Annotated in this window: 17 protein-coding genes; 11 read left to right on the forward strand and 6 right to left on the reverse strand. The window is 59.6% G+C overall.

The genetic code is table 11. The features are described from left to right. Positions 1–31: 31 nt before the first annotated feature. The 3 genes from AC1AX7_RS07500 to AC1AX7_RS07510 all read right to left on the reverse strand — a co-directional run bounded on the left by AC1AX7_RS07500 (position 32) and on the right by AC1AX7_RS07510 (position 3,540). Positions 32–1,609 (reverse strand): dicarboxylate/amino acid:cation symporter, encoded by a 1,578-nt coding sequence (locus AC1AX7_RS07500; RefSeq protein ID WP_476509465.1) that lies wholly within the window; start codon positions 1,607–1,609, stop codon positions 32–34. Between the two features lie 296 nt (positions 1,610–1,905). Continuing rightward, a complete protein-coding gene (locus tag AC1AX7_RS07505; protein WP_476509466.1) occupies positions 1,906–2,535 on the reverse strand; it encodes a sugar O-acetyltransferase in 630 nt (209 codons plus the stop codon). A 111-nt stretch (positions 2,536–2,646) separates the two neighbouring features. Next, positions 2,647–3,540 carry a LysR family transcriptional regulator gene (locus AC1AX7_RS07510; RefSeq protein WP_476509467.1) on the reverse strand — a complete coding sequence of 298 codons (894 nt, stop codon included), beginning with the start codon at positions 3,538–3,540 and terminating at the stop codon, positions 2,647–2,649. 174 nt (positions 3,541–3,714) lie between these two features. On the opposite strand from AC1AX7_RS07510, the gene AC1AX7_RS07515 reads away from it, so the two are divergent. Continuing rightward, positions 3,715–3,993 carry a DMT family transporter gene (locus AC1AX7_RS07515; RefSeq protein ID WP_476509468.1) on the forward strand — a complete coding sequence of 93 codons (279 nt, stop codon included), beginning with the start codon at positions 3,715–3,717 and terminating at the stop codon, positions 3,991–3,993. Here AC1AX7_RS07515 and AC1AX7_RS07520 read toward each other — a convergent pair. Next, a complete protein-coding gene (locus AC1AX7_RS07520; RefSeq protein ID WP_476509469.1) occupies positions 3,943–4,986 on the reverse strand; it encodes a LacI family DNA-binding transcriptional regulator in 1,044 nt (347 codons plus the stop codon). The genes AC1AX7_RS07515 and AC1AX7_RS07520 overlap by 51 nt on opposite strands. 252 nt (positions 4,987–5,238) lie before the next feature. Here AC1AX7_RS07520 and AC1AX7_RS07525 point away from each other — a divergent pair, with 252 nt between their 5' ends. The 4 genes from AC1AX7_RS07525 to AC1AX7_RS07540 all read left to right on the forward strand — a co-directional run bounded on the left by AC1AX7_RS07525 (position 5,239) and on the right by AC1AX7_RS07540 (position 10,818). After that, on the forward strand, positions 5,239–6,489 hold the full coding sequence (locus tag AC1AX7_RS07525) for a sugar ABC transporter substrate-binding protein (protein ID WP_476509470.1): 1,251 nt from the start codon (positions 5,239–5,241) through the stop codon (positions 6,487–6,489). A 153-nt stretch (positions 6,490–6,642) separates the two neighbouring features. Continuing rightward, positions 6,643–7,842, forward strand: a complete 1,200-nt coding sequence (locus AC1AX7_RS07530; protein ID WP_476509471.1) for a carbohydrate ABC transporter permease — start codon at positions 6,643–6,645, stop codon at positions 7,840–7,842. Then, positions 7,839–8,717 carry a carbohydrate ABC transporter permease gene (locus AC1AX7_RS07535; RefSeq protein WP_476509472.1) on the forward strand — a complete coding sequence of 293 codons (879 nt, stop codon included), beginning with the start codon at positions 7,839–7,841 and terminating at the stop codon, positions 8,715–8,717. Before AC1AX7_RS07530 ends, AC1AX7_RS07535 begins: the two co-directional genes overlap by 4 nt. A gap of 67 nt (positions 8,718–8,784) precedes the next feature. Continuing rightward, positions 8,785–10,818, forward strand: a complete 2,034-nt coding sequence (locus tag AC1AX7_RS07540) for a glycogen debranching N-terminal domain-containing protein (protein WP_476509473.1) — start codon at positions 8,785–8,787, stop codon at positions 10,816–10,818. Between the two features lie 100 nt (positions 10,819–10,918). Here the strand turns inward: AC1AX7_RS07540 and AC1AX7_RS07545 are convergent, their stop codons facing one another. Continuing rightward, positions 10,919–11,107, reverse strand: a complete 189-nt coding sequence (locus AC1AX7_RS07545) for a hypothetical protein (protein WP_476509474.1) — start codon at positions 11,105–11,107, stop codon at positions 10,919–10,921. A 921-nt stretch (positions 11,108–12,028) separates the two neighbouring features. On the opposite strand from AC1AX7_RS07545, the gene AC1AX7_RS07550 reads away from it, so the two are divergent. Continuing rightward, the gene (locus tag AC1AX7_RS07550) at positions 12,029–15,349 is read left to right on the forward strand and encodes a glycoside hydrolase family 3 protein (protein ID WP_476509475.1); all 3,321 of its coding nucleotides are present in this window, start codon (positions 12,029–12,031) and stop codon (positions 15,347–15,349) included. 118 nt (positions 15,350–15,467) lie between these two features. Here AC1AX7_RS07550 and AC1AX7_RS07555 read toward each other — a convergent pair whose 3' ends face one another. After that, on the reverse strand, positions 15,468–16,130 hold the full coding sequence (locus AC1AX7_RS07555) for a YesL family protein (protein ID WP_476509476.1): 663 nt from the start codon (positions 16,128–16,130) through the stop codon (positions 15,468–15,470). A gap of 198 nt (positions 16,131–16,328) precedes the next feature. On the opposite strand from AC1AX7_RS07555, the gene AC1AX7_RS07560 reads away from it, so the two are divergent. The 5 genes from AC1AX7_RS07560 to AC1AX7_RS07580 all read left to right on the forward strand — a co-directional run bounded on the left by AC1AX7_RS07560 (position 16,329) and on the right by AC1AX7_RS07580 (position 22,518). Further along, a complete protein-coding gene (locus AC1AX7_RS07560) occupies positions 16,329–17,342 on the forward strand; it encodes an ABC transporter permease (RefSeq protein WP_476509477.1) in 1,014 nt (337 codons plus the stop codon). Between the two features lie 22 nt (positions 17,343–17,364). Next, the gene (locus AC1AX7_RS07565; RefSeq protein WP_476509478.1) at positions 17,365–18,297 is read left to right on the forward strand and encodes a carbohydrate ABC transporter permease; all 933 of its coding nucleotides are present in this window, start codon (positions 17,365–17,367) and stop codon (positions 18,295–18,297) included. Positions 18,298–18,409: 112 nt separating this feature from the next. Continuing rightward, on the forward strand, positions 18,410–20,188 hold the full coding sequence (locus AC1AX7_RS07570) for an ABC transporter substrate-binding protein (RefSeq protein ID WP_476509479.1): 1,779 nt from the start codon (positions 18,410–18,412) through the stop codon (positions 20,186–20,188). 194 nt (positions 20,189–20,382) lie between these two features. Next, a complete protein-coding gene (locus AC1AX7_RS07575) occupies positions 20,383–21,060 on the forward strand; it encodes an SGNH/GDSL hydrolase family protein (protein WP_476509480.1) in 678 nt (225 codons plus the stop codon). 132 nt (positions 21,061–21,192) lie between these two features. Further along, positions 21,193–22,518: an alpha-L-fucosidase gene (locus AC1AX7_RS07580; protein WP_476509481.1), complete on the forward strand. Its 1,326-nt coding sequence runs from the start codon at positions 21,193–21,195 to the stop codon at positions 22,516–22,518. Positions 22,519–22,557 lie beyond the last annotated feature (39 nt).

The raw sequence follows: 22,557 nt of genomic DNA on the forward strand, positions 1-22,557 counted from the left end.
GCGTCATGGCCGGGAATGTGCGCAGATACGGCTACTTCATTCCGCAGGTGTCATCATCGGCCAACGCCGTTGCGGGAGCGAATCCCAATAGATTGATTGCGCTTGTGGAAGAAGACCCGGTTTCGGAAGGAGCGGCGAAGACGGACATGGATGTCGAAGAGGCTGTTTCGTTCCCCGATGCACGCGAAGACGTATCCGGATTCACTGCGGCGGGCGTCAGGGGAATCGGAATGCCGGTCGGCGCTGTCATGGTGGGGGACTCGGCGGCCGAGCCGGGACCTTCCTCCTCTTCCGTGACCGCATGGGCCGCTTGGTACATATCCATATCAAGCTGCTTTTCGGTGGCGGCGACGATAACCGCGGTATTGGCGGCGCCAGCCACGTTCAATGCGGTACGCCCCATGTCGACGATCTGCGAGATCGGCTGCGTCAGTGCGATGAACGGAATCGGCAGTCCGGTGGCCGCGAACAGCGAAGTCGCGGTGATGGTGGCGGTGCCGGGAACGCCCACAGTGCCGATGGAGACCAGCAGCGTCAACGCGACCAGAAACGCATACTGCCATGGCGTATAGTTCAGACCTTGCGCGTTGATCGCGAAGACGGCGAGCAGCATCGGCCAGACGCCGGCGCAGCCGGGCATGCCCAGGTTGGCGCCAAGGCTGGCGACAAAGGATGCGACGTCTTCCTTAACGCCGGCATTGCGCAGCTGCCTGACGGTGACGGGAATCGTGCCGATGCTGCTTTCCGAAGTGAAGGCGACCACGCCGGCGGGCCAATATGCTTTGAAGAACGGGATCGGATTCAGTCGTGTCAGGGCGGCGAGGAGCAGGGGCTGTACGACGAACAGCTGCAGCGACATCGCGATATAGGCGACGACGAGCACGAGCAGCAGCGGCAGCAGGGCGGTGACGTCGCTGGCGGATACGGCTGCGGCGATCAGAGAGACGACGGCGTATGGCGTGAATCCGACGATGATCTGCGTGGCTTTTGACAGTACGGCGTTGCCGGCGTCGATGAACGCCTTGAACGGTCTGATGGCGTCCTGTCCGGTTTTGCCTGCGGCGATGGAGTTGTATGCGATTGCGATGAGCAGTGCGAACAGCACGACCGGTACGACCTGGTTCGACGCCCAGTTGCCGATGAGATTTGAGGGGAACAGGCTGGTGATTGTGTCGATGATGCCGGGCGTTTCAGCCTTTGCGTAATCGTCGGGCAGCTCGTATTGGAATCCATGTCCGACCTGGAAGGCTGTGGCCAAGGCTAATGCGACCAATGCCGCGGTCAGTGTATTGAGCAGCAGTAGGGCGACTGTTTTTGCGGCGATGCCGCGCAGTCGAACGGATTCGCCGAGATTGGTGACGCTTGCGATGACGCTGAAGAGCAGGAGCGGCACGACGATGGCCGAGATGGCTTGGGACCAGACCGTGCCGACCAGTGCGACGTATATGGTATGTCCTTGTGCGATGGCACCGAGCATGATGCCGAGGATGGTGGCGATGATGACACGCACGCCGAATCCGGCGCGGCGTGTGCGTTTGAGCTGCCATAGGGCGGCGAAGATGAGCAATGCGGCGGCAAGGGCCGCCCAGTCGAAGATTTGGGGATCCATTGTTTTCCTTGCTGGCTGGCGACGATTGGGCTTCGAACAGATGAAGTGGGATGGAACGGCTCATATGCCGTGGGAAGAGGGAATCCGCCGGGCTGCGGACGCATTGGGTGCGTATGGGGCAATGGGAAACAGGGAAGTCATGTTCTGCCGGTGTTCGCCGAGTGCGTCCGAGGGCGCGGCCGGACACCCGTATGGGTGCGGCGTTTCAGCGGCGACAACAGAACATATCAAGCATGGGGTCAGCGTAGCAGAAAATGTGACCTGCCGGGGACGTGTTCACACAGGGTGGAATCCGTTCAGACCCGTCCGATGACGCGTGCCGGGCTGCCGGCTACGACGGTGTCTGCGGGAACGTCGTGCGTGACTACGGAGCCTGCGCCGATGATGGCGTTGTCGCCTACGGTGACGCCTTGCAGGACGATGGCGCCCGCTCCGATCCATACGCGCCGCCCGATGGTGATTGGCCGGGATATTGTGGTGGCGCGTTGGTATGGGTCGCGTACATGGTTGATGGTGATGAGACTGACATTCGGGCCGAGGAAGCTGCCGTCTCCGATGGTGATGCCGCCGCGGTCCATGAGCGAGCAGCCCCAATTGATGAAAACGTTGTGCCCTATGTCGATGTTGTGTCCGAAATCCGTATAGAACGGCGGATTCAGCCGGAATGACGGGTCGACGGGGCGGCCGACGATGTGTTCGAACAGCGTATGGATGCGTTCGGGGTCGTGAGGCCCCGCATTGAGCTCGGCACAGGCCCGCTTCGTCGCTTGGATGATGTCGTCGATGACGGCGTATTCCGGGTCCGATGGCGATACGGGCCGCCCGGAACGGTCGCGTTGCAGGATGTCGGCTGCGTCCGTGTGCCGTGCCGCGGTGTCCGTCTGCTGTTCCGTCGGCGCGTCCGTGTCGTATGTGTTGTCGTTCATGTGGATCCCCCTGTGTCTGTCATCATCATTACAGGGCCGGAGTCGGGAAATGTCCAATAGCGTGGTGCGATGCCGTGCCATGCGTCTGCGGCATGGCACGGCATCAGGGCGTCATGCATCGCATGAACGTTCCGGTGTCGCATGGTCGAGGAGGAACCGGGCGAACTCCGCTGAGGCCAAGGATGTGGCGCCTTGTTTTTTCCAGGCGATCACGGAACCGGGAGACATCGGCGTTGGCCTCATCGGCACCGGAACCACATCAGGGTGTCGGATGTCCAAATCGAGCGACAGGAAGATGCCCATGCCGTTGGCCACCATGTTCATGCCGTTGTTCGGCAGCATGCAGTATCCGGCGATGTCAAGCGCGTCGGCGTCCCGTCCGAGCCAGTTGAGGAGCGCGTTGACGACGGTCTGCCGTGTGGGCAGCAGCAATGGCTGATCGCGCAGGTCGCGTGGCCCCACCCATTCGCGCCGGGACAGCGGATGCGCGGTCGATACCATGGCGGCCCACTGTTCCGTGCACGGCTGGCGGATATATGAATATTGGTCGATGTCCACAGGTTCGGAGAACAGCGCGAAATCGACCAGCCCTTGTTCGACGCGGTCCCGGATGGAATCCGCGGTCATGCTCAGCACCCGGAACTGCACCTTTGGATACAGCCGTCGGAATTCCGCCATACGTTGCGATAACGGCGTCATTCCGCGCAATTCACCGCATCCGAGTGTGATCAGGCCGCTTAATCCGCCGGATGATCGGTGAAGCTCCGCCTCGGTTTTGCTGGTCAGTGACAGGATGGTCTGGGCCCGTTCGCGCAGCAACCGTCCTTCGGGCGTGAGTGTGATTGTGCGGCTGCCGCGTTCGAACAGTGTGACGCCCAGCTCATCCTCCAGCTGCTTGAGCTGGCGTGACAGCGTGGGCTGCGATATGCGCAGCAGCTGTGCCGCCCATGTGATGTTGCTTTCTTCGGCGACGGCCAGGAAATATCGTAATGTGCGAAGCTCCACCGCATCCTCCTTGTGTTCCCATTATGCCGCGTCTTCGGCGGCGTCGGGACCGTTCGTCTGCCAGCATCATGCGCTAGGTTCGGAGCCAGGGGCGTCCGGCTTCCGGATGATGGTCACGTACCCGGTATCGACAAGACTTGCCGCATCGCAACCTTTAAGGACGGATCGGTAGTCATGCCGTGGTCGGCTCTCATTGTCTCTGGCGTTTTCGAATCCGTCCGGGCGATCGCGCTCGATCGCTCCGCGGGCTTTACCAGACTGGTGTCTTCGGTCGTGTTCGTCGTCGGACTGCTGTCCAGCATAGGTGGCTTGGTATGTTCGATGAAGCATATTTCCATTGGCACGTCGTATGCGGTGTGGGTCGGCGTCGGCGCGGGGCGTTTCGTCCCGGCACGTTTCGGATCATTCCAATACCAGAGTCGGTGCGAGCAGTACGTGGTCGTGATCGTTTGATGCGATCGCGCCACGACGTGCATTGCAGTCGGCCTCATACGTGCTCCCGTGTGTGTCTCTGGCGGAGAGCCGCTCCTGGATGATGCGGATGATTTCGCGTGCCGATGCCGCCAGTGGCTGTTCGACGGTGATTAATCCCATGGATTGTGCGGCTGCGGAATTGTCGAAGCCCGTTATGGTGATGCCGGTGTCGGCGGTAAGCGCGAATTGCGCGCCGACGGCGATGGTGTCGCTGACGCAGACGATTGCGTCGAGGTCGGGAACGCGATGCATGAGTTCGAGGCACGCCTGCTGGCCTCCGCCGAATGTCTCTTCGGATTGGGCACATAGATACGGCAGTTCGGATTCAGTGGCCATTTTCGCGTTGAGCATGACTTCGCGCCAGCCTTCGTAGCGGTCGTTGCCTGTGCCGGAGATGCCGGGCCATCCGATGAATCCGATGCGCTTGTTGCCCTGCAGGATGAGGAATTGTGTCATGTCGACAATGCCTTGTCGGCCGTCCACGTCGACCCAGGGGATTTCGGGGGCGTACATGTCTGGAAGACCCCATGGGCGTCCGAAGAGCACGAATGACTGGTGGTGTTCGGTGAGCCATTCGAGTCGGGGGTCGTCGTGCGCGGTGTCGGTGAGCACGAAGGCGTCGACGTCGCCGCTGTCTGAAAGCGCCGCGAATTGGCGGATCTCATCTTCATATGTGTTGGTCTTATACAGCATGACCCGCATGCCTTGCACGTCGGCTTCGGAAGCCAGTGCGTGCAGCAGCCTGTCGTACACCATGGAGGTCGTGACCGGGGCGATGCCGATCGCGATGATGTCGCTGCGCTGTGTGCGCAGGCGCCTGGCGGATGCGTTCGGCGTATATCCAAGACGTCGTATCGATTCGGCGACGATGGCGCGGGTTCCGGGTTTGACGATGCCGGGATTGTTGATGCAGTTCGAGACGGTTTGGGGCGAGACTTTCGCGTCCTTGGCGACGTCTTTGATACTGACCATATTTTCCCCCGTCTCGGCGTGTTCTTTGCAGTTGCAACGATAGACGATGTTGCGTTTGACATGAATACGTGTTTTGCTTTATTATATAACCACTTTTAGAACGTAACAATTTCTTAGATGCGACAATAGAAGTCGGTTTTTATTAAAAAATAACCGCTTCTCTGCAACAGGGAAGAGCAATAGGGCTCTTTTTGCGCCAAGGAATTAGAACGTTCAAAAAGGTGGAGACATATATCAGGAAAGGACTCGACGATGAGGAATAAGTTGTTTGCGGGAGCAGCGGCGTCCGTGGCGGTGCTGACCGCTTTGGCGGGATGCGGCGGTGGAAGCGGATTCGATGATGACGCCAGTGCCTCCGCTGAAGGCGGGCTGACCAACGACAGCTCCCAGGAACTCACCGTTCTGATCGGTTCCTCCGGCGATACGGAAACGGAAGCGGTCAAGAAAGCCGTGGCCGATTGGTGCGAACAGTCCGGACAGAAGGCCACCGTGCAGGTCGCCAGCGATCTGACCCAGCAGCTGTCCCAGGGCTTCGCCGGCGGCGACCCGGCGGACGTGTTCTACCTTGCGCCGGAATTGCTGGCAGGCTTCGCTTCGAACGGCTCGCTGCTGGCATACGGCGATGAGCTGGAAAACAAGGACGATTTTTATGACAACCTGCTGCAGACCTTCACCTATGACGGCAAGCTGTACGCCGCGCCGAAGGACGTATCCACTCTGCAGCTCATCATCAATACCGACATGTGGACGGCGGCCGGCCTGACCGATGCCGACTATCCGACCACTTGGGACGAACTGGCCGATGTCGCGGCAAAACTGACGACCGACGACCATGTCGGCCTGGCGTTCAGCGGTGAATACGCGCGTATCGGCGTGTTCCTGAAGCAGGCTGGCGGCGGTCTGGTCAGCGACGACGGCGCCAAGGCGATCGCCAACGACGAGGCGTCGGTGACCGGCCTCGAAGAGGTCAAGACTCTGCTGGAAACGGGCAACGTGGCGTATGCCGCCGATCTCGGCACCGGCTGGGGCGGCGAAGCCTTCGGATCCGGCAAGGCCGCGATGGCCGTCGAAGGCAACTGGATCACCGGCGGTCTGGCCGCCGACTACCCGGATATCAACTATAAGGTCGTCGAACTGCCGGAAGGCCCGGCGGGCAAGGGCACGATGCACTTCACGAATGGCTGGGGCATCGCGGCCGATAGCCCGAATCAGCAGGGCGCAGTCGACCTGGTCGAATACCTGACCAGCGACGATGTGGTGATGGACTTCGCCCGAGCCTTCGGCATCATGCCTGCAACGACGACCCTTGCGGACGCCTGGAAGGGCGAATTCCCGGAATTGGGCGCTTTCATGGACGGCTTGGAATACTCCGTAACCGTGCCGACGGCCAAGGGCGCCGCCGACGTCATCTCCGACTTCAACGCACAGCTTGAAAGCCTGAAGAGCTCCGACGCGAAGTCGATCCTCGACAAGACCCAGACCAATCTGGAAGCTATTTTGTAAATAGCCGAATGATATCGAACGGGTGCCCGCAGGATTCCTCCGTGAAATATTCGGGCACCCCTGACGATATGCCCGATTCCTCTGCAACGCAGGCCTTGCATATAAGCGCGGCATATCGCCATATTGAATTATTCGAGGAACGGATACAAAGCAATGAAGCATATATCCTCTGACAAGAAAAAGGATAAAGCGAAGCGGGATCACGCGGCGCAGCACATCAATCGCCGCGGTGAAGAAGTCTCCGGCTGGCTGTTCTGCCTGCCGATGATCGTCATCCTTGGCGTATTCCTGTTCATTCCCGTCGTAATGGCCCTGTGGGTGAGCTTTTCGGATTGGAGCGGCCGCGGCACTCCGTTCGGCAGCGGCGTGAACTTCATAGGATTGCAGAATTATCAGGAAGTCCTGACCACCCCAGGACTTGCCCAAAGCGATTTCGGCACCGCGCTGCGCAATAACGCTTGGTACACGATTCTGGTGATTCCGCTGCAGACCATCATCAGCCTTCTGCTGGCGGTGTTGCTGAATCGCAGGATCCTCAAGGCCCGCGGATTCTTCCGCACGGCCTTCTACTTCCCCTCCGTCACCAGCTCCGTAGCCATCACCGTGCTGTGGCTGTTCCTGTTCAATGCATCCGGCACCATCAATGCAGTGCTCGGCTGGTTCGGCATCAACGGGCCCAACTGGTTTAACGATCCGCGCGGCTTGGTTCATCTTCTGCTCGCGCAGTTCGGCAGCGAGAACGGTCCTGCCGCACTGACCGACAACGGTTTCCTCGGCGTAAGCTGGTGGGATTGGCTTTCCGGTCCGTCCGTCGCCATGTTCGCGATCATTCTGATGGTCGTGTTCACCACATCCGGCACGTATATGCTGATGTTCATCGCCGCGCTGCAAAGCATCGGCGAGGCCACGGAAGAAGCCGCGATCATGGACGGCGCTTCATCCTGGCAGCGTCTGTGGAAGGTCACCGTGCCGCAGCTCAAGCCGACGATTTTCACCGTCATCACATTGGGCATCATCGGCACATGGCAGGTCTTCGACCAGATCTATACCGGCACACAGGGCGCTCCTGCAAAAACAACGCTTACTCCGGCCTACCTGTCGTACAGCTCGGCGTTCAACAGCCAGGAGTGGGGACGTGGCGCAGCCATCTCATTCGTACTGTTCTTCATCATCATCGTCATGACGTGGGCGCAGCGTCGCATCATGGCGGACAAGAAGATGTCCCGTCGCCGTCGGGCCGAATATGACGCCATGAAGGCGGAGGCTCGAGCGATGACGCACGATGAAATCATGTCGCTGGGCAGCCGTCGCGCGAAGAACGGCGACGCGACTTCAAAGGAGGCGATCGCATGAGCGCGACAACGGGAATGCGTATCCGCCGCAGCAGTGAGCCGTGGTATCAGCGTCTCATCCATAGCGGCATCATTTTCTACATTCTGCTGATCGCTCTGGCGATGATCTATATCATGCCGTTCGTCATTCAGATCGCGACATCGTTCAAGACGGATGCCGACGCGACGTCCAACCCGGTTTCGTTGATTCCGGAAACATGGACCACGGCCGCGTACGAGAAGCTGTTCCTGAATTCGGACTTCCCCGTCTGGTTCAAGAATTCCGTTATCGTCACCGTCGTCGTCACGGTCGGACGAGTGTTCTTCGATTCGTTGGCCGGTTACGCGTTGTCCCGTCTGAATTTCCGCGGACGCAATTTCGTGTTCGCCATGCTGGTCGCGGTGATGAGCGTGCCGGGCGTCGTATTGCTGATTCCCAAGTTCCTCATCATCAAGACCCTGGGCATCTACGATAGCTACGCGGGCATGATCCTGCCGCTGCTCATCGACGCATCCGGCGTGTTCATCATGAAGAACTTCTTCGAATCCATCCCGCGTTCCGTGGAAGAGCAGGCGATGATCGACCGTGCGGGTACGTTCCGTATCTTCTGGTCCATCGTGCTGCCGATGGCCCGTCCCGCGATCGTGACGATTTCCATCCTGTCGTTCCAAGGCTCCTGGAACGAACTGAGCCACTTCATCGTCTCCACCCAATCCACGGAACTGACCACACTGACCAAGGGCGTCGCGTCACTGGCGTCGGGCCAGCTGTCGCAGGGCAACCAATACCCGGTCAAGCTTGCTGCGGCAGTGGTGATGACCATACCGGTCGCGGTGTTGTTCTTCATCTTCCAAAAGCGAATCATGAACAGTTCCGAAGGCTCCGTCAAAGAGTGACGGCGGCACTGTCCGACGCGGCATACGTGATATGCGCATGACCTACTGATCTAATGGAGTAATAGTTATGACCACCAATACAACTTTCTGGCGTAACCGTCAGCCGTGGATGCACGACATGAAGGCGTTGGTCCTGGCGCCGGCTCAGCTATGGTGCAACGCCGACGGCACTGTGGACGGCACCGCGCCGCACGCGGGCGCGCCTTCCATCGGCGGCTTTTACGTCGGGGACACCCGCATTCTGTCCGCTTTGACCGTGACGGTCAACGGCGAGACGCCGACTGCGCTATCGTGGTGCACGCCGGACAAAGGCGTCAGCGTCACGGCGCTGAGCATTCGCAATATCGAAGGCCCCGTGGTCGATCCGCAGGTACGGCTTGAGGAGCGTCGCGAACTGAGCGTTGACGGATTGTCGGAACGATTCGTCGTGACCAGCGCGCTGACGGATTCCTGTGACGTTGAACTGGCTGCAACGCTGCGATTCGACATGGCCACCATGCAGGAGGTGAAAGGCGGCGCCGAATCGGCGGCGGTGCAGGGCAATGCGATTATGCTGGCTGCTTGCGAGAACGGAGTCAGCGTTTCCTATAACGACATCCAAGTGCAGGTTGACGCATCGGCAGGCGATGCGCCGGCGGCGGAGCTGCGGATCGACGGTGCGGAGGCCACGCTGATCTGGCGCTTGCAGGTGCCGGTCCGAGGCAGCGTCGAAACGGGTATGCGCATAACCGTCGCAACGCCGCGTATGGCGGTGCAGGCCGCCTCTGCGCGAAGCGCCTGGAATGACGTGTCCGTGCAGGCCGCCGATTATCGTGTCAAAACGTGGGCGAATGCGTCTCTGCGCGATCTTGATGGTTTGCGCATGGCCGTTCCCGCTCTGCCGGACGATGAGTTCCTCGCCGCCGGCGCGCCGTGGTTCTTCACGTTGTTCGGCCGCGATTCGTTGTGGGCCGCGCGATTCATGCTGCCGCTGACCACGCGTACCGCCATGGGCACGTTGCGAACATTGGCGCATTTCCAGGCCACTGAAAGCGATCCGGAAACCAACGCTGATCCCGGCAAGATCATGCACGAACTGCGTGCCGAACCGCTTGTCTCCACCGGCGCCTTCGCCGAGGACCACATGGCGTTGCCGCCGTTGTACTACGGCACGATCGACGCCACCCCGCTGTGGATCATCCTGCTTGCGGAGGCGTTGCGCTGGGGCGCCGACGAGACCGAAGTCGAAGCGCTGCTGCCGAATCTGGAAGCGGCCTTGGCCTGGCTTCGCGACTACGGCGATTGCGACGGCGACGGATTCCTGGAATATATCGACCGCACCGGTCGCGGTCTGAGCAACCAGGGCTGGAAGGATTCCGGCGATTCCGTGCGTTGGAATAACGGTGAGATCGCGCAGGGGCCGATCGCGTTGTGCGAGGTGCAGGGATACGCATATCAGGCCGCCGTCGCCGGCGCCGACCTGTTGGAGCATTTCGGGCGCCCCGGAGCCGACACGTGGCGCGAATGGGCCGCGTCGCTGAAGTCTCGCTTCAACGAGGCGTTCTGGGTGGATGACGGTAACGGCCGTTACCCTGCCATCGCCTTGGACGCCGATAAGAAGCCTGTCGATTCTCTGACGAGCAACATCGGACATCTGCTGGGCACCGGCATTCTCGATCACGATGGCGTCCGCGATGTGGTCGCCCGTCTTATGGGCGACGACATGCTGAGCGGTTACGGCGTGCGCACGATGAGCGGCAAGGCCGGCGGCTATTGGCCGCAAAGCTATCATTGCGGTTCCGTGTGGGCGCATGACAGCGCAATCGTGATGCTGGGCCTGTATGAGGAAGGATATGTGGATGAGGCGCTGCGTATTGCCGAAGGATTGGTGAACGCCGCCGCCGCATTCGATTTCCAGATCCCGGAATTGTATTCCGGCGACAGCATCGATTCCGCGGCGGGCGTGCCGGTGGCTTATCCGGCGGCCTGCCATCCGCAGGCGTGGTCGGCCGCCTCGTCGGTGGCTGTTTTGGCGGTGCTTCTGGGATTGCGGCCCGACGGCGTTGCCGCTCCGGCTGATTGCCCGCTGGCGCGCGATCTGCATATCGAGCGCCGTTCGTAAGCCCGCGACGACATACGGCGCCTGCAGAAGCCTGCTGCTTCCCCGATCGCAAAATCGCGGGGAGGCGGCAGGCTTCTTCTGTCATAGGCGAGTACGGACGTTATCCTTGCGCGTGCCAGTCCCATTTATCTGTTGATCCCTCGTCTTTGCCGACGTCTGCCTCTGCTGGCATCCAACTTTTCTGGCGTCCAATTTTGTCGTTGTCGGGCCCGTCCATCCTTATCCGGGTTTTCATCTTGACGCTTTTGGTCGCCATCCGCGGCATGTCCCGGTCAAAAGCGTCAATCATAAGGCGGCCTTACTGTGGATGGCTCCCTCCTGCTGACATTTTTGACTGCTGTTGTCGGCGTGTTGCGGTCAAAACTGTCAATTACAAGTGGCCTCTTCATGGGAGGGTGATGTGTTCTGACGCTTTTGGTCGCTGTCTGCGGCGTGTTGCGGTCAAAAGTGTCAAGGGGTGAGGTGTCTTCCTTTGATTGCAGCCGTGTGTTGACGCTTTTGACTGCTGTCGTCGGCGTGTCCCGGTCAAAAGTGTCAGCAGGAAGATGCCGTTTCCTTTGACGGCGGTCTTTGCTGACGCTTTTGGTTGCAACACGCCGAGGTTGGCGGTCAAAAGCGTCAATCATGATGCGGCCTCTTCATGGGTGGATGATGTGTTCTGACGCTTTTGGTCGCTGTCTGCGGCGTGTCCCGGTCAAAAGTGTCAAGGGGTGAGGTGTCTTCCTTTGATTGCAGCCGTGTGTTGACGCTTTTGACTGCTGTCGCCGGCGTGTTGCGGTCAAAAGCGTCAATGATGGGATGTCCTTTTGTGGAGGCCGGTTGATTTGCTGTGCCGTTTTGTGAAGGCCTGTCAGCTTGGACGTCCTTTTACGGAGGCCAGTCAACATGGGATGTCCTTTTGCCTGTGATTGGTGTTTGAAGGCGCATAATGTGTGCTGCAATTAATTTATAGACTTATAAATAAGTCGGGCGGACTTTTTACTATGTTGCTGAACGAAATCGCTGTCCGCTGCGAAGAAGCGGGACGATGACGCTGAAGCGCGTGCTGTATGCGACAAGGGAGTTATGAATGCGCGATACGTCTATACAGAATGGGCAGTCCGCACAGGCTGCGCAGAATATGCCGAATATGAAGAATATGCAGCGCATGCAGAATATGCAGTCCGCACAAGATATGCAGAGTACGCAGAATATGCAGAATGCACAAAATATGCAGAACGCACACCTTATGCCGAATATGGAATCGCAGGATGCGCCCGCGCACGACAACCCGCTCTGGGATCGTTCCTTGCCGATCGCCGACCGCGTCGAATGGCTGCTGGGGGAGATGACCATCGAGGAAAAGCTGTCGTTTCTCGCCACCAGCACACCGGATCTGCCGCGTCTCGGCATCACCCGCTTCTTTATCGGCAGTGAAGCGGCGCATGGCGTCGAAGCGCGCCATGATCAAGGCGATAATCCCCGAAATCCCGACATTACGACCTCGTTGCCGCAGCCGATCGGCATGAGCGCCACATGGGATCCCGCATTGCTCGAACAAGCGGGCGAAGCGGTAGGCGTGGAGGCGCGCGCCCTTTTCCACCGCGATCCCGTCGGCGGACTATGCCGTTGGGCCCCGACAGTCGACATGGAGCGCGATCCGCGTTGGGGCCGTAACGAGGAAAGCTACGGCGAAGACCCGCTGCTCACCGGCGAAACGGCAGGCGCGTACATTCAAGGCCTGCAAGGCGGCACCGCTGAGGAAACCCGCGAACATCTGCGTATTTCGTCGGCGTTGAAGCATTTCTTCGCCAACAATGTCGAAGAAGGACGTTGCATCACCTCGTCCACCATCGATGCGCGCAATCGGCGTGAATACTATTACGAGCCGTTCCGCCGCTGCATCGAAGACGCTGGAGCCAGCTCCGTCATGACCGCGTACAATGCGGTCAACGGCACCGTCGAAATGCTTGACGCCCGCGCCGAAGAGCTGCTGCACGGCGAATACGGACTGTACGGCCATATCGTCAGCGACGGCGGCGCGGTGTCGTTGGTGCATGACGCCCGTCACGACACCATCTCCCATACGCAAACGGTGGCGCGCTCGCTGAAAGCCGGTGTTTCCTGCATGACCGATGACGCCGAAATGGTGCATGAGGCCGCCATCGAAGCCTGGAATCGCGGCTGGATCGACGAAGAGGACGTGAACCGCGCATTGCGAAGGTCGTTCACGACCAAATTGCGGCTTGGCCTGTACGACAGGAACGCCGACGGCACTTGGGCCGGTCCTTTCGACGATGTGAACGATGACGATATCGATTCCAAGGAACACCGCGCCATCGCATTGCAGGTGGCTGAGGAATCGGTGGTATTGCTGGACAATGACGGATTGCTGCCGCTTGAAATTCCGGCAGCCGGTGGTGCAGCAGCCGGTGGTGCAGCAGCCGGTGGCACGGCAGTCGGCGATGCCGCAGTCGACGCCATAGCCGATGAAGCGACGGATGCCGATGCGCCGTCCGGCAGCGCGGCATCGGCCGACGGTAATGCGCCGGCCTTTGGCAAGGCGCAGAATGTGAACGTTGCCGTTATCGGCCCGCTCGCCGACCAATGGTTCCAGGATTGGTACGGCGGTGAGCCGCCCTTCCGCTCGACGGTGCTTGACGGCGTACGAGGCGTCGTCGGCTCCGAATCAATGCGGCATGATGACGGATTGGATGTCGTGCTGCTGCGATTCGGCCGGTATTACGCCGCATTGGACGCCGACGATGCGCTGATTGCGACCTCGAGCAAGGATCGCGCGGAACGATTCCGTCTGCAGGATTGGGGCGACGGGTCACTGACGCTGCGCGCGCAGAACGGCCTGTATCTGACGGCGGAAGATGATGGCGTGATTCGCGCCTCAAAACGCATCCCATTCGGCTGGTTCGTCAAGGAAGTGTTCCGCCTTGGCGATGACGGCGGTCTGTACACATGGAATGGTGTGCCGGTGTGCGTCGCGCAGCATCCTGCCGACAATGCCGAAAGCCGTGATGAAGACGGACGAGACGCAGAGGAACGGAACGGCGACGGCCAAGTTGACGAAAACCGCCACGTCGCAACGGTTTTGCCGATTCGCGCAGTGGCGCAGACCGACCTGAGCTCCCAGCGCATCGGCGTACCGCAAACGGAAGCATTCGATACGGTGACGCAGGAAGACCTTGCGGTTTCCGAATCGTCCGAGTCCGGCGCAGCTTCAGCAAGCGCGACTGCAATCATCAACGCCGCCGCAGGCTTCGCCTTCGAAACCGTCGAATCCGGCGTCGAACGGGCCTCTGCGCTCGCAGGCGCCGCCCATACGGTGATCGCCGTGGTCGGATGCTGCCCGGTGATCAACGGCAAGGAGGACGCGGACCGTCCCTCGACGGCGTTCCCGCCGGCGCAGCGCGCTTTGATGCAGGCCTTGTGTGCGGCCAATCCGCGTACTGCGATGGTGCTGATTTCCAACTATCCGTACGATATTGATTGGGAACGCGACCATGTGCCCGCCATCGTACAATCCGCTTCGGGCGACCAATCGATGGGCGAGGCGATTGCGCGCGTGCTGTTCGGTCTGGCGTCTCCGGCCGGGCGTCTGCCGATGACCTGGTACGGCGAGAACACGGTTTTGCCCGATAAGAATGATTACGACATCATCGCCGGTGGCCGCACCTACCAGTGGCATGACGGCGATGTGCTGTATCCGTTCGGTCACGGCCTGACCTATGCGCCGTTCCGCTATGACGGTCTGCGCGTTTCTTATGAGCCTGCCGCCGCTCCCGCCGATGCGGCAAACGCCGGCAAGTCCGCTGCGACCGATGGCCATTGCGACAAAACCGGCCGGCCCTGCCTGCTGGTCGAAGTGAACGTAACCAATGAGGGCACGATGCCGTCCGATGAAGTGGCGCAGGTGTATATCCGCCACCCGCAGGCCGCCTTCGACGTGCCGATGCCGAAGCGCCGCTTGGTGGCGTTCCGTCGTGAAAAGGCCGTCGTTCCGGGGGAGACTCGCACGCTGCGCATGCGCATTCTGGTTGAGGACCTGCGCATTTTCGATGTTCGTCTTGGTGATTTCCGTGTGCCCGGCGGTGATTATACGGTTGAGGTCGGCGCTTCGAGCGGCGACGTTCGCGTGGGCGCGCCGGTCGCAGTGCCGGGCGACGGCCCTGCCGGGCGTCCTCTGAATCATTGGATTCCCGTTGATCATTGGGATTCCTGCGAGAACACGACATTGATCGCCGCGGCCGCTGTGCCGGGGCAGCGTCGCAGTGAGGCATGCGCCGCCGTCCCTGCGGATGCCGCAAACCTTGCGATTGTTCGATTCGCCGGTTTCCCCGCTGATGATGCCGCTGCCGGACTGCTGCGGATCGCCGGCACCGGATGCGATCATGTGCGGGCGCAGGCGGATGGCGGAGACATTGCGATGCGTCAGGGCGCCGATACGGAGGCGGTGTTTGCGTTGCCGTTATCGATGCATGAAATCACATTGATGATTCCTGACGGTTCCGCCGTACGTGGCCTCTGCTATGAGCGATGACGAGGCGGACGTGGCGTCGCCGTCATGTGGGATCCAATAAAGAATCGGCGGGCATTCGCTTGGAATGCCCGCCGATTCTTTATATATGATATATGCAACTGTGTATGGATGGTCGTGTTCACTGGATCGACGCGGACGGCATGGTGAAGTCCGGCTGCTCGTGCGGCTTGTCGGGGTCGCCGCTGACGCGTTTGAAGGCACGCAGGAAAATCAGTGATTTGGCGTAGGCCAGCCATGCGAACCCGAAGATGAGGAAGAGGATTCGGAACCAGCCGCCGAAGACGAACAGTGCGACCGCGGCGATGTCGATCGCCAGCAGTCCGAGCGTATGGCCGAACACCGCCCATGGGACGCGCATGGCATTGACCAGGGTGCCCATGAACGTGTTGTGGTAGCGGGCCTGAAGCGGATAATAGTATTCGAAAGTCAGTCCTGTTATCGCGCCGACGAGGATGATGATCGGCAGCACCACATAGGCGAGGTCGGTGTCAAGGGAACCCCAGAACACCAGCGTGAAGAGCACGGATGCGAAGAGCGCGACGAAAATCAGCGATGATCCGAGGGCTTGGAGGAATTCCCTCTTGAAGCGTTTCAGATATTCGCGGCACAGGTTGATGTCATCGTGTTCGTCGAATGCGAATGCCGTGCTGTACAGCGCTGCGCGCGCAGGCCCTATGGTGATTACGGGAACGCATGTGATCACAAAAAGGATATTGAGCAGAACGTAACGCAGGAGCAAGTTGGCGAACTGCCACAACGGGCTGTCAAGGTTGAATCGCATAAGAGGACCTCCATGTTCTTGTCTCCTCAGTATATACCGCGCGCAACGCTTATTTATAGGTTTATTGACAAGAAAATAAAATGGGTGCACTATCCTTATCTATAACTTAATCAATAAGCTTTTGCCTGCTGCAAGCAGCACAAGGAAGTATGTAACAGACAAAAGCGGGTTGTATGCATCAGATGAGCCAAAGGAGGAATGATGCAGACGTCGGAGAGAGGCAGAAGTGCGGTGAGCGCGGGCAGCACTGCGGCGCTTCCGAGTGTGAAGGCGGGGCGAGCATCTCGCAAGGCAGGCAAGAAGTCTGACGATAACAAGCGTCATGGCTTCAAGCTGTGGCTGATGATTGCGCCTTTCCTGATCTTGTCGGTGATGTTCAGCTACGTCCCGTTGTTCGGCTGGATTTACGCCTTCTTCGATTACGAGCCGCCGATCCCGCTGTCGGAAAGCGAATTCGTTGGTCTGCAGTGGTTCGAGATGATGGTGCAGAATCCGGCTCAGCTCAAGGCCATTGGTCAGGTTCTGATCAACACCTTCGCAATGAGCGGTTTGAATATCCTCACCTCATTCTTCCCGCTGCTCATCGCCATCGGTCTGAACGAAATCCGCGCCAAGTGGTTCCGCAACCTGATCCAGACGCTGACCACGCTGCCGAACTTCATCTCTTGGGTTCTGGTCTACGCAGTGGCCTTTGCCATGTTCTCTTCCACCGGTATGATCAACGAGCTGCTGCAAGACCTGCACCTGATCAGCGAGCCGATCAAGTTCCTTGATTCCGATTCGCACACCTGGCTCAAGATGCTGCTCTGGAATCTGTGGAAGGGCCTCGGCTGGGGCTCCATCATGTACCTCGCGGGCATCGCCGGCATCGATCCGGAACTGTATGAAGCCGCCCAGGTCGATGGCGCCAACCGCTTCCAGCAGATCATCCACGTGACCATCCCGCAGCTGCTGCCGACCTACTTCGTGCTGCTGATGCTCTCGATCTCCAACTTCCTGAACAACGGTATGGACCAGTACTACGTATTCCAGAACGCATTCAATTCCGAACACATCCAGGTGCTGGATCTGTACGTGTACAACATCGGTATGGGGCAGAACTCGCTGTCCCTCGCAACCGCGATCTCGATGTTGAAGTCCCTGGTGAGCGTGGCGCTACTGATTGCAGTGAACGCGCTGTCCAAACGCACCCGTGGCGTGGCGATCGTCTGACAAGAAAAGGGAGCAAACAATCATGGCAAAAAAGGTCAAGGAAAGCGTCTCGCCGGCAATGCGCCGCACCAAGGGCGAAAAGGTGTTCAACGTCTGCAACATTATTTTCTTCACCCTGTTCGCATTCATCTGCGTCTATCCGTTCTACTATCTGATCATCAACTCCCTGTCCAACAATGATGCTTCTGCGGCAGGCGAAGTGAATTGGTGGCTGCAGGGCTTCCACCTGGAAAACTACAAGCAGGTGCTCGCGCTTGACGGCCTGAGCAGCGCGGCCTTCATCTCGGTCGCCCGTACCGTGGTCGGCACGGTGCTCACCGTGGGCGCCAGCGCGTTCCTCGGCTTCATGTTCACCCAGGCCAAGATGTGGAAGCGCAAGTTCTGGTACCGTTTCATCATCATCACGATGTACTTCAACGCGGGTCTTATCCCGATGTTCATCACGATGCAGAACTATGGGCTTACCAACAACTTCTGGGCGTATATCCTGCCGCTCATCGTGCAGCCGTTCAACATCATCCTGGTCAAGACCTTCGTCGAGTCGATTCCGGCCTCGCTGCAGGAGGCCGCAGAAATGGACGGCGCCGGCACCCTGACGGTCTTCTGGAAGATCGTGCTGCCGATGATGGCCCCGATTCTGGCGACCGTCGGCATCTTCTCCGCCGTCGGCCAGTGGAACTCCTTCCAGGACACCCTTATGTACATGACCGATTCAAAACTGTGGTCTTTGCAGTACCTGCTGTACACCTACATCAATCAGGCCAACGCCCTGGCTGCATCGGTGAAGGCAAGTGCCGGCACCGCGATGAACGTCGCGGCACTGGCCACCCAGCAGACCCCGACCTCGATCCGCATGACGGTTTCCGTCATCGTCGTGCTCCCGATTCTGTTCGTGTATCCGTTCTTCCAGCGCTTCTTCGTCAAGGGCATGATGCTCGGCGCTGTCAAGGGCTGATCCCTGCCCACGCCGCGCCGGATCCTGAGCGGTTCGGCGCGGCGGGATAACAACCAAGATTTTTCGAAGTTTTTCTTAACAAAAGAAATACACAAGAAAGGAAAGGGCAGATATGTCCATCAACAAGAAGGCAATCACCGCGGTGGCAGTGTCGCTGGCCGCAATGCTGTCGCTCTCTGCGTGCGGCGGCAGTGGTGACACCACCGCTTCGGAAAAGGACGACGGCTCACTGATGACCGTTGAGGTGTTCGATGAGTTGGCCAACTACCAAGGTGAACAAAAGGGTTGGTTCGCCAAACTGGTCAAGGACAAGTTCAACATCGAACTGAACATTGTCGCTCCGAACGTCGCTGGCGGCGGCAGCACCCTGTTCGACACCCGTTCCGCTTCCGGCAACCTTGGCGATATCGTCATCGTCGGTTACGGTTCCGGCCGTGGCGAGAAGATGGTGAAGGCCGACCTGATCGCCGATCTGACCCCGTATATGGATGGCATGGATAACTTGAAGAAGTATCAGGACGCCATCGACAACCTCACCGCCACCATCGGCCAGGAATCCGGCATCTGGGGCATCCCGGGCAGCGTGTCCTCCAAGGCTCCGACCGAAGCCAGCGAAGGTTTGGAACCGACCTTCGGCCCATACCTGCGTTGGGATTACTACAAAGCCGTCGGCTATCCGGAGATCGACACCCTCGAGGATCTGGTTCCGGTTCTGAAGCAGATGCAGGACAAGGCCCGTGAAACCGAAGGTCGTGACGACATCTACGCCATGTCGCTGTTCAAGGATTGGGACGGCAACATGATGAACAACGCCAAGCAGCCGACCTGCTTCTATGGTTATGATGAAATGGGCTTCGTGCTGGCTCAGGCTGACGGTTCCGACTACGAGTCCGTTACCGATGAAGGCGGCATCTACGAGCGTGTCATCAAGTTCTTCAACGCGGCGTACCGTGCCGGCATCGTGGATCCGGAATCCACCACGCAGAACTACGACACGATGAACTCCAAGTACAAGGAAGGCAAAGTCCTGTTCTCCTTCTGGCCTTGGCTGGGACAGGCTGCCTACAACACCGTTGAGAACAAGGAAGCCGGCAAGGGCTTCATGATCGCGCCGCTCAAGGATCAGAAGATCTTCTCCTACGGTGCTTCCACCTATGGCGGCACCACGATGATTGGTGTCGGTTCCAAGGCCAAGAACAAGCAGCGTCTGGTGGAGTTCATCGACTGGCTGTACTCTCCAGAAGGCGTGTATGACTCTGGCGCTCAGACCGGTGGCGCTGCCGGCCCGCAGGGTCTGAACTGGGAGATCCAGGACGGCGAGCCGGTGCTGACTGAATTTGGCAGCACAGTGCTCAACGGCGGCTCAGCTAACGTTCCTGAGGAATGGGGCGGTGGCTCCTACTCAGACGGCATCTCCGCCCTGAATTTCGGGACCGTCAACGTCAACGACATCGACGAGGAAACCGGCTACTCCTACAACGCTATGATGTGGCCGAGCGAGCTGGAGAAGGCCAACAACAACCCGCTGAGCCAGGATTGGTCCGCGCATATGGGCGGCTATAGCACCACGATGGAGTATCTGGAAGCCAACGATATGATCACCGTTGCTCCGGGCGCTACCTACGTGCAGCCTGATGAGGATTCCCAGGTCTCCACTCTGCGTGGCTCCGTCAAGACCGAAATCGTGAACTCCTCTTGGAAAGCCGTATTCGCTTCCTCCGAATCCGAATGCGACAAGATCCTCAAGGATATGCGCGAAACAGTCGAAGGCCTTGGCGCACAGCAGGTCATCGACGTCGACATGCAGAACGCCAAGGATCAGGACGCCGCCCGTAAGCAGATCGTCAAGGATTACGAGGCCACCGCAGGCGATGAGGAAGCCGCTGAGTGATTCAAGGATGGTCGCCGTCAGCCCGCCGGCGGCGACCCGACATAACCGAACATGCATAACTGAATAAATACCTCGAACGAGGGGCGCCGGATGCGCGGACCGGAATCCGGCGCCCCTCGTCTCATATGTGCGGGCGCACGGCCTCGTCGAGCCGACGGCCGAGCCCCATACGTCCATTCCTCGGAGGAATCGTAATGTTGCCTTTTGCCAAGCATTCCCGCATCGTATTCGTCGGAGACTCCGTCACCGACGCCGACCGTGACCGGACAGCCACTCCGGGAGGGTGGGGCTACGGACACGGCTACGTCAACACGCTGCACAACCTGCTGACCGCCGTGTACCCGGATCGGGCCCTGTGCACCATCAATTCGGGCATCAATGGAGATGACATCGTCCAGATGGCCGACCGCTGGCAGCGTGACGTCATTGAACTCAGGCCGGACTACGTGTCCGTGATGATCGGAGTCAACGACGCTTGGCGATACTATGACGGTCCGCTATGGCAGGCGGATCTGCACACCGCCGAAGAATATGAGGCCATCTACGACGGCCTGATCGAGCGGACGCTGCGCGACGTTCCGACGCTCAAAGGCTTCATCATCATGCGTCCGTTCATGTTCGAACCGAATCCCGAGGACCAGATGCGCGCCAAGGTCGAGGAATTCGCCGCGGCCGCACACCGTGTGGCCCAGCGTCACAACGCGATCTACGTCGATACGCAGGCCGCAGTGGACCATTGGATGACACAGCTTCACGGCTGCCTGGCCAGCCCGGACCGCGTGCACCCCTACGAGCGGGGCGCTATGATCATTGCGCGGGCGTGGTGCCAGGCCGTGGGCTTCGACTGGAACAGGAGCACATTCGATGATTGATATGAAGGACATCGAGGCCGTCATCGCAGCCGGCCCATACACGGATACCTGGGAATCCCTGGCGAAGGTGCAGGTGCCCGACTGGTTCCCCGAAGCGAATTCGGCATCTTCACCCATTGGGGTCTGTATACCGTGCCGGAATTCCGCAACGAGTGGTATTCGCGCAACATGTATATCGAAGGTTATCCGGAATACGAGCATCATCGTGCCACGTATGGCCCGCAGAACGAATTCGGCTACAAGGACTTCATCCCGATGTTCACGGCCGAAAAGTTCGACGCCGACGAATGGCTCGAACTGTTCCGCAAGGCCGGCGCGAAATACTATTTCCCCGTTTCCGAGCATCATGACGGCTTCCAGATGTACGCCAGCGAACTGTCGAAATGGAACACCGTCGACATGGGCCCGCACCGCGACATCCTGGGCGAGCTGCGTGAAGCCACGCTGAAGCACGGCCTGCATTTCGCCACATCGAACCATCGCGCCGAACACTGGTGGTTCATGGGACACGGCCGCGACTTCGATTCCGATGTGCGCGAGCCGATGCGGCGCGGCGACTTCTACTGGCCGGCCCAGCCCGAACCGGACAACTACGACCTGTTCAGCGTGCCGCGTCCGACCGAGGAATACCTCGACGACTGGCTGCTGCGCGTGTGCGAGCTCATCGACGACTACCGTCCGGAGATGCTGTACTTCGACTGGTGGATCCAGCACGAGGCGTTCAAGCCGTACATCAAGAAGCTGGCCGCCTACTACTACAACCGCGGCGCCGAATGGTCGATGCCGGTCATCATCTGCTATAAGGATGACGGCATGGCGTGGGGCGCCGGCCTGAAGGACGTCGAACGCGGCGGCTTCGCGCAGGCCAAGCCGTTCGTCTGGCAGACCGATACGGCGATCGCGCGCAATTCGTGGTGCTACACGAACGGCCTCGAATACAAGAGCCTCGCCGAACTGATCATCACCTTGGTCGACACGGTAAGCAAGAACGGCAACCTGCTGCTCAACGTCGGCCCGAAGGCGGACGGTTCCATCGCCGAACACGACCGCGAACTGCTTGAAGGCATCGGCGCATGGCTGGAAGCCAACGGCGAAGGCATCTACGGCACCCGTCCGTGGAAACTCGCGGAAGAAGGCCCGACGCATGCCGCGGAAGGCGCATTCTCCGACCAGCAGGAAACGCAGTGGACGTCGGCGGATTTCCGCTTCACCGCCAAGAACGGCGCAATCTACGCATTCTGTCTGAATCCGCAAGGCGCTTCGACGTTGTCCCTGACCAGCTTCTTCGCCTATCACGACGGCAAGCACGCACCGTTCCACGGCATCATCAGGAATGTGGAGCAGATGGGCGCAGGCCCCGTGCAATACGAACGGACCAACGATGCCCTGGTGGTCACGACCGCCGAACGCGGCGGCGACCAAAGCCTGCCGTTGGGCTTCAAGATCACCATCGAATAAGCGATATCGCGTCACCGAAAATCATCAATAAAAAAAGGA

The sequence above is a fragment of the Bifidobacterium sp. LH_449 genome (assembly GCF_056356755.1).

Bases quoted from the DNA above. Each gene is read 5' to 3' on its own strand.
- AC1AX7_RS07500 (WP_476509465.1), bottom strand. From the start codon at position 1,609: ATGGATCCCCAAATCTTCGACTGGGCGGCCCTTGCCGCCGCATTGCTC.
- AC1AX7_RS07505 (WP_476509466.1), bottom strand. From the start codon at position 2,535: ATGAACGACAACACATACGACACGGACGCGCCGACGGAACAGCAGACG.
- AC1AX7_RS07515 (WP_476509468.1), top strand. From the start codon at position 3,715: ATGCCGTGGTCGGCTCTCATTGTCTCTGGCGTTTTCGAATCCGTCCGG.
- AC1AX7_RS07520 (WP_476509469.1), bottom strand. From the start codon at position 4,986: ATGGTCAGTATCAAAGACGTCGCCAAGGACGCGAAAGTCTCGCCCCAA.
- AC1AX7_RS07525 (WP_476509470.1), top strand. From the start codon at position 5,239: ATGAGGAATAAGTTGTTTGCGGGAGCAGCGGCGTCCGTGGCGGTGCTG.
- AC1AX7_RS07530 (WP_476509471.1), top strand. From the start codon at position 6,643: ATGAAGCATATATCCTCTGACAAGAAAAAGGATAAAGCGAAGCGGGAT.
- AC1AX7_RS07535 (WP_476509472.1), top strand. From the start codon at position 7,839: ATGAGCGCGACAACGGGAATGCGTATCCGCCGCAGCAGTGAGCCGTGG.
- AC1AX7_RS07540 (WP_476509473.1), top strand. From the start codon at position 8,785: ATGACCACCAATACAACTTTCTGGCGTAACCGTCAGCCGTGGATGCAC.
- AC1AX7_RS07545 (WP_476509474.1), bottom strand. From the start codon at position 11,107: ATGATTGACGCTTTTGACCGGGACATGCCGCGGATGGCGACCAAAAGC.
- AC1AX7_RS07550 (WP_476509475.1), top strand. From the start codon at position 12,029: ATGCAGAACGCACACCTTATGCCGAATATGGAATCGCAGGATGCGCCC.
- AC1AX7_RS07555 (WP_476509476.1), bottom strand. From the start codon at position 16,130: ATGCGATTCAACCTTGACAGCCCGTTGTGGCAGTTCGCCAACTTGCTC.
- AC1AX7_RS07560 (WP_476509477.1), top strand. From the start codon at position 16,329: ATGATGCAGACGTCGGAGAGAGGCAGAAGTGCGGTGAGCGCGGGCAGC.
- AC1AX7_RS07565 (WP_476509478.1), top strand. From the start codon at position 17,365: ATGGCAAAAAAGGTCAAGGAAAGCGTCTCGCCGGCAATGCGCCGCACC.
- AC1AX7_RS07570 (WP_476509479.1), top strand. From the start codon at position 18,410: ATGTCCATCAACAAGAAGGCAATCACCGCGGTGGCAGTGTCGCTGGCC.
- AC1AX7_RS07575 (WP_476509480.1), top strand. From the start codon at position 20,383: ATGTTGCCTTTTGCCAAGCATTCCCGCATCGTATTCGTCGGAGACTCC.